The sequence below is a fragment of the Rhizobacter sp. P3_C12 genome (genome assembly GCF_056402735.1).
In genome coordinates this window covers 1-4,972 of the sequence record NZ_JBFUGW010000371.1, presented here as the reverse complement: position 1 = coordinate 4,972, position 4,972 = coordinate 1, and the positions used below count along the sequence as shown (strand labels likewise).

Annotated in this window: 4 protein-coding genes and 2 pseudogenes; 3 read left to right on the top strand and 3 right to left on the bottom strand. The window is 68.9% G+C overall.

Annotated elements, in window-relative coordinates:
- A pseudogene (locus tag AC1DXV_RS31255) lies at positions 1-299 on the top strand (cytochrome ubiquinol oxidase subunit I); the annotation flags it as partial.
- Between the two features lie 141 nt (positions 300-440).
- A complete protein-coding gene (locus AC1DXV_RS31250) occupies positions 441-1,283 on the top strand; it encodes an amino acid ABC transporter substrate-binding protein (protein WP_477937359.1) in 843 nt (280 codons plus the stop codon).
- 32 nt (positions 1,284-1,315) lie between these two features.
- Here the strand turns inward: AC1DXV_RS31250 and AC1DXV_RS31245 are convergent, their stop codons facing one another.
- From AC1DXV_RS31245 to AC1DXV_RS31235, 3 genes are all read right to left on the bottom strand, one after another.
- Positions 1,316-2,095, bottom strand: a complete 780-nt coding sequence (locus tag AC1DXV_RS31245; RefSeq protein ID WP_477873553.1) for a DeoR/GlpR family DNA-binding transcription regulator — start codon at positions 2,093-2,095, stop codon at positions 1,316-1,318.
- Positions 2,096-2,167: 72 nt separating this feature from the next.
- The gene (locus tag AC1DXV_RS31240) at positions 2,168-4,354 is read right to left on the bottom strand and encodes a phosphocholine-specific phospholipase C (protein WP_477937357.1); all 2,187 of its coding nucleotides are present in this window, start codon (positions 4,352-4,354) and stop codon (positions 2,168-2,170) included.
- A 14-nt stretch (positions 4,355-4,368) separates the two neighbouring features.
- Positions 4,369-4,584 carry a hypothetical protein gene (locus AC1DXV_RS31235; RefSeq protein ID WP_477869222.1) on the bottom strand — a complete coding sequence of 72 codons (216 nt, stop codon included), beginning with the start codon at positions 4,582-4,584 and terminating at the stop codon, positions 4,369-4,371.
- Positions 4,585-4,792: 208 nt separating this feature from the next.
- Here AC1DXV_RS31235 and AC1DXV_RS31230 point away from each other — a divergent pair.
- Positions 4,793-4,972: pseudogene (locus AC1DXV_RS31230) on the top strand (porin); the annotation flags it as partial.

The window sequence follows — 4,972 nt, the reverse complement described above, 5'->3', positions numbered from 1 at the left end:
CCACCGCGCTGGCCGCGGCCTCGTGCGCCGGGCTGCTGCTCGCCGTGCTCGACGCGGGCCTCGCGCCGCGCGCCAACGGCTGGAGCGCGAGCCTCGCGGCGCTGCTCGGCTACCAGGGCTTCCACCTCGCGCTGATGGGGCTGCTGGCGGGCTTCCTGGGCGCGCGCATCTGGCGCGGCGAGGTCGGGCCGCACCAGCGGGCGACCTTCGACAACACGGCGCTGCTGTGGTGGGGCGGCTGCCTGCAGGGGGTGATCGTGGCGTTGCTGCCCCACGCGATCGCGGGGGTCCTGTCGTGAAAACGAATGGGTGAGAGTTTCGTCACGCCAGGGCTGAAAGGGTAAACCCTATACTTCGACCCTTTTGGTCGGAGCAGCCGGATGTCGTCCTTTTCTCACCGCATGTTGTGCCTTCTGGTGGCCCTCGGAACCAGCGGCGCGGTGTTTGCCCAATCCCCCACCGACACGCTGGCCAAGGTCCGCGAAAGCAAGGTGATCGTGCTGGGCGTGCGCGAGGCGGCGCGGCCGTTCTCGTTCCTCAATGAACAGAAGCAGCCGGTCGGCTACTCGGTCGACCTGTGCCTGAACGCGGTCGAAGGCATCAGGCGCGAGCTGAAGCTGCCCGACCTGAAGGTGCAGTACAAGGTCGTCAGCGGGCCGGAGCGGATCCCGAAGCTGCTGAGCGGCGAGATCGACATGGAGTGCGGCTCCACCACCAACACCCGCGCGCGCCAGGAGAAGGTCGCCTTCAGCTACACCATCTTCGTCGCCTCGATGCGCCTGCTGACGCCGAAGAACCTGCAGGTCGAGTCGGTGAAGGACCTGAACGGCCTGCCGGTGGCGCTCAGCAAGGGCACCACCTCGGAGAAGCTCTTCAACCAGCTGGCCAACGGCGAGCTGCATGCGCAGCTGACCACCTTCGCGAGCAACGGCGAGGCCTACAAGGCGCTGAAGGAAGGCCGCGTGCGCGCCTTCCCGCAGGATGATTCGCTGCTGCTCGGCCTGGCCTCCAACGACAAGGCGCTCGACACCTTCCAGGTCAGCAGCCTGGCGCTGTCGGTCGAGCCGTACGCGGTGATGGTGCGCAAGGGCGACACCGCGCTGCTCGCCTCGGTGGACCGCAGCCTGTCGCAGCTCTACACCAGCGGCGAGATCAACGCGCTGTACACCAAGTGGTTCCTGACCGATGCGCTGACGATCAAGATGAGCCGCCTGACGCGCGACAGCTTCGTGCGGCCGAACAAGGAAGCCGGCGTCGCGATGCTGCTGGGCTTCTCGATCTGATCGAGCGCGGGTCGATCAGACCCGTCACACCGCTAGACCAGCGTCACCTCGCAGCCGGCGTCGGCCAGCGCGTGCAGGGCGGCCGATTCGCGGGCCCGCTTGTTGGTGATCAGCTGGTGGACCTGCTCGATGCCGCAGAACGCGACCCGGGCGCACACGCCGATCTTGCTGTGGTCGGCCAGCAGCACGGTGCGCCGGGCCTGGCGCACCATCGCGCGCGCCAGCTCTGCCTCCGATGGATCGAAGCTGCTGGCGCCCATGCGCGCCTCCACGCCGACGGGCGAGAGCAGCGCCCAGTCGACCCGCCAGCGCATCACCTCGGCCACGGTGGCATCGCCGTAGTTCGCGGCCAGCTCCGGCCGCGGCCGTCCGCCGAGCACATGCACCTGATGCCGGGGTGAACCACCATCCAGCGTCGGGCTGGCGAGCTTCAAGGCCACGTCGAACGAGTTGGTGATCACCGTGAAGTCGCGCAGCGAGGCCAGCTCCTGCGCCAGCATCGACACGGTGCTGCCGGCATCGATGAACAGCGACTGCCCCGGCTGCGGCAGGCGTGCCGCCGCGCGCACGATCGCGCGCTTGTCCAGCGCGTGGGTCTTGTTGCGCTGCGCGAGCGGCGGCTCGGCGTCGGCATCGCAGGCCAGGACGCCGCCGAACACGCGGCGCAGCTGCCCGGCGGCTTCCAGCGCGAGCACGTCGCGCCGCACCGTCTCTCGCGACACGCCCAGTTCGTTGGCGATGCGCTCGGTGCTGGCCTGTCCGTCGCCGGCGAGCAGGGCCCGGATGCGTTGATGACGATCTTGCTGGAGCATGGGGCGATGATGCCGCAAGCCGCCCCGGGGGGGACGGCCCGTGCCGGGTCAGCGGCTGAGTCAGCGGGTGAGTCAGCGGGTGACGGCCGGCTGCTCGGCGACCGCGGGGCCGAACATCGCCGGATCGCTGACCAGGTGCGCGCCGGTTTCCAGGCGCCCGGCGAAGCGGCGGCTGTAGCCCGGCAGCGCCGGCACGCCGACGCTGAAGTCGTACCAGTTGCCGCTGTCCTTGAGCGCCCACGCCAGCGTCTGTTCACCGCCCGGGCCGACCGCCACCGTCTGCACCGTGTCGTCGAAATACGCATTGGCCCGCACGCTGAAGGTGCAATCCGCGGTGCCGGTGTTGTGCAGCTTCAGCACCAGGTCGCTGTTGGCGACGTCGTAGCAGACCTGGATCTCCGGATTGGGCCGGCTCGCCACGGCGAGTGTGCTGGCGTTGCCGGTGAAATGGCGATGCAGCCCGGCCGGCCCGAGCACCCAGAGGTCGTAGACGCCCTGGTCCGCGGCCAGCGCCCAGTTGCCCCGCAGCTGCTTGCCGGCCTCGACGGTGTAGCGCCGCGGGACGGCGTCCAGGTGCAGGCGGTCGTAGACGTGGAAGACCGCTGCCGCGCGGCCGGTGTTCGAGAAGATCAGCGTGACCTGCTGCGAGGCCGGGGTGCAGACCGCACTGACGTGCAACTCGTACGGCAGCGCGCGCGACGGCCGGGTGCCCTTGGCCTGCACCGGCATCGCGGCCGCGTTCGGCAGCGTGGGCACGGTGCGCTGGGGCAGGGCGCGCGCACGGTCCGCCAGGGCGGTGGTCGCCGGCAGGTTCCTGAAGAACTCGGCGTTGTTCGGGTCGGCGAAGTTGAAGGCCGACATCATGTCGCCGCACACCGCGCGGCGCCAGGCCGAGATGTTGGGCTCCTTCACGCCGAAGCGCTGCTCGATGAATTGCAGCGGCGAGGTGTGGTCGAACACCTGCGAGTTGACCCAGCCGCCCTTGCTCCACGGCGAGATCACGTACATCGGTACGCGCGGCCCGAGGCCGTACGGCCGGTGCAGCAGCGAGGGCTCGTAGGCCGCCGTGTGGTACGCCTTCAGGTGCTCGTGGTACTCGGCCGCGGTGTCGACCGTGCTCGCGCCGGCGAGAACGGCCTTCGCCGGATCGGCATCCCAGCTGGCGTACGAGGGCGGTGCCGGCGGCGGCACGTGGTCGAAGAAGCCGTCGTTCTCGTCGAAGTTCAGGAACAGCACGGTCTTGCTCCAGACCGCGGGGTCGGCGGTCAGCGCATCCAGCACCTTGGCGGTGTAGTCGGCGCCCTGGGCCGGGCTCGACGGCCCGGGGTGCTCCGACCCTTCGGCCGTTGCGACGATGAAGCTGACCTGCGGCAGCTTGCCGGCGAGCACGTCCTCCTTCAGCTTGTCGAGGTCGCGCGTACCGACGCCGCGCTGGCGCAGCGCCTCCGAATAGCCGGGGCGCTGGAAGTACGCATCGCGGAAGGCATGGAATCCCGCCAGGCAGTTGTCGGTGAAGTTGTCGTCCATGTTCTCGTAGACCTGCCAGGTGATGCCGGCGCGCTCGAGACGTTCGGGATAGGTCGTCCAGGTGTAGCCGCCGTCATTGCCGGGGTTGGCGTCGAACCAGTCGTAGTCGTTGTACGTGGCCGGGCCGTTGCCGAGCGCCAGGCCGTCGTTGGTGCCGGTCCACGCGAACAGGCGGTTGGTGTTGGTGCCGGTCTGCGAGCTGCAGTGGTAGGCATCGCACAGCGTGAATGCATTGGCCAGCGCGTACTGGAAGGGCAGGTCGTCCTGGGTGTAGTAACCCATCGCATGGTTCTTCTTGTAGGTGGTCCAGGTGTTCATGCGGCCCTGGTCCCAGGCGTACTGCGCGTCGCCCCACGAGTGCGGCGTGCCCTCCACCCGCATCACCTCGAAGTTCTGCGTGGTGTTCAGGTGGAAGGGCGCGACCACCGCCGGCGCGGCACCGGCCACGGCGTTGGGCTGCGACCAGACCGTGCGGCGCTGGATGGCGCCGGCATCGGGCACCGGGATCGCGAACGGATCGGCGAAGCCGCGCACGCCGTTGAGCGCGCCGAAGTAGTGGTCGAACGARCGGTTCTCCTGCATCAGCAGCACGATGTGCTCGACATCCTTCAGCGTGCCGGTCGCGTTGTTGGCCTGTATCGCGAGGGCCTTCTGGATGGCGGGAGGGAACAGACCGAGCGCGAGGGAGGAGCCGGCGGCGGTGCGGAGGAAGTTACGGCGGTTGAGCGTCATGGCATCGGTCCGTGTCAGGGCGCGCAGTGCAGGTCGCGGGTGTTGCCCGCCGAGCCGCAATCCTTGTTGTCGTTGCCGCCGCCGCAGGCGGTCAGCGCGACGGCGATCGCGATGCCCACGCCCAACGCGAAGCGCCGGGCGGAAGCGGCTGCAGTCGATGCAGGCGGTGTGTGGGGGAGCGATGTGCTGCGGGCCGGCGTGGCCGGCCGCTGGGTGTAGAGGGTGTGCATGGGGGTTCCAAGGGAGGTGGGGGAGCGGTCGATCCCACCCATGCTATGTGGCAATTATTGTGTTTGTGTGACCTTGTGCGTTTCTGATTCGATGGGCTCGCGCATGCAGCGACGCTGACAAATTTGTCATCTGCCGGACAGGTTCCCGTCCGGCAGCGGTTCCTACGATGGCGCGGTTCTGACCACCTGCCATCGCAGAAACCAACCCATGAAACTCGCCACCTTTGCCGTGACCGCGGTCGCACTGGCCGCTGCCTCGGCAGCCAATGCGCAAGACGCGCAAGCCTCCTCCACCAACGTGACGCTGTACGGCGTTGCCGATGCCTACGTGCAGTTCGCCAACGGCGCGGCCAACCTGAGCCGCGTGCAGTCGGGCGGCCTGCAGGGC